Source organism: Pseudomonas sp. D4002, assembly GCF_013385665.1.
Lineage (GTDB): Bacteria > Pseudomonadota > Gammaproteobacteria > Pseudomonadales > Pseudomonadaceae > Aquipseudomonas.
In genome coordinates this window covers 1-353 of sequence record NZ_JACAPN010000030.1, presented here as the reverse complement: position 1 = coordinate 353, position 353 = coordinate 1, and positions in this window count along the sequence as shown.

The following is a 353-nucleotide window of genomic DNA, read 5'->3' as shown; positions in this document are numbered from 1 at the left end:
TTAACGGGGCGCCTAAGATCAAAAGCAAGAGCACAGCGGCCTGAAAGCCGGCTTGAGTGTTAAAAGCTAAATCAAAAGCTGAAGCGGGCACGGTCCACTGTAGGAGCTGGCTTGCCTGCGATGGCATCGCTTCGGTGTGCCTGATGTACCGAGGTGTCTGCATCGCCGGCAAGCCAGCTCCTACAGAAAAACAGAACCACCCCCCCCACAGAAAAGCAGAGCTGCATCAGCTTCAGATTTGGCTTTCGCTCTGGATCTTGCCTTTGCTTTTAACACTCAGGTCGGCTTTCAGGCCGCCGTGCTCTTGCTTTTGATCTTGATCTGACTGCCCCATTCAGCCCGAGGCCGAACGC